The sequence below is a fragment of the Kitasatospora sp. NPDC056446 genome (assembly GCF_042796115.1).
Classification (GTDB): Bacteria; Actinomycetota; Actinomycetes; order Streptomycetales; family Streptomycetaceae; genus Kitasatospora.
In genome coordinates this window covers 1-1,157 of record NZ_JBHTRF010000248.1, presented here as the reverse complement: position 1 = coordinate 1,157, position 1,157 = coordinate 1, and the positions used below count along the sequence as shown (strand labels likewise).

The following is a 1,157-nucleotide window of genomic DNA, read 5'->3' as shown; positions in this document are numbered from 1 at the left end:
AGGGTGGGTCATTCAGCGCGGATGCTTCGTTTGACCCAACGGAAGTACGCTATATGCGGCGCGACTACCATGATTGGGGTAGGAACGGTAGCCAGACTTTTCTTATGATCACCAGAATCAATCGCGTGGATCTGAGCGTCACTTATGAATACAAGTATCTGGAGAATGGTCAGGTAAAACCTGAGAAGGGCTATATCCAGACAGGTCAATGCAAGGTGATCACGCCACCTGCTCGACAATTCTGAACCGATTAAGGACCCGCCGAAAGGCGGGTTTCTTGTTTATGGGATCCTGATATGACTTCTACCGCGGCAACCATCGACGTACAGCTGCGGGCGAACACCGCTGCTTACCGCGCCGAGATGGTGAATTCTGCTCGCACCACCACGCAGCAGCTTGGCCTGATCCGTAAGGAGGCCTCACAGACAGCGGTTTCCATTGCGAACCTCAACAAGGCGGCGGTTGGCTTCGTAGGCTTCGAAGCGGTCAAGAGTGGCGTGCTGGCACTCTTGGATGCGCAGAAGTCGATCCAGCAAATCCACTACGGCCTCATGGGTGCTACGGGGTCGGCCCAAGCCGCAGACAAGGCCTACGGCTTCGTCGCGCAGACGGCGAAGGACCTTGGCCTGAATCTGGAGGAGGCCGGCAAGAGCTTCACCAGCATGTCGGCGGCCGCCACCGCGAACGGCATAGCCATGAAGGATCAGCAGGAGCTGTTCCGGCAACTGTCGCGCTCGGCGACAGTGATGCACTTGACCAGTGAGCAGATGGGAAGAGCCACCACGGCGCTCGGGCAGTCCTTCAGCAAGGGCAAGTTCCAGGCCGAGGAGCTCCGGCAACAGCTTGGCGAAGCCATCCCCGGCATCGTGCCCCGTTTCATCCAGGCGGTTGCCAAGATGAACGAAGGAACTGCTCTTGCCGGCAAGTCCTTCGACAAGCTTCTGCAGGACGGCGACCTGAGCGTCCAGAAGTACCTGCCGGCGATGATCAAGGCGCTGGAAGCCTCCGGCACTGGAGCAGAGGAGGCTGCAAAAGGGCTGAGCGCAGAGCTGAATCGCCTTTCCACTGCATGGTTCAACTTGAAGGTCAAGGCCAGCGGCGGGGTGTTCAGCGACGCCGCAATCTCGTCCGTTCGATTCATGGCCGAGAATCTGGAG

At 58.5% G+C, this 1,157-nt stretch carries 2 protein-coding genes; both read left to right on the top strand.

Translation table 11 applies throughout. The features are described from left to right. On the top strand, positions 1-245 hold a 245-nt coding region (locus ACFQ6N_RS41060), incomplete at its 5' end, for a hypothetical protein (protein ID WP_380659230.1). Between the two features lie 51 nt (positions 246-296). Then, positions 297-1,157, top strand: an 861-nt coding sequence (locus ACFQ6N_RS41055; RefSeq protein ID WP_380659229.1) for a tape measure protein, incomplete at its 3' end; no start/stop codon positions are given.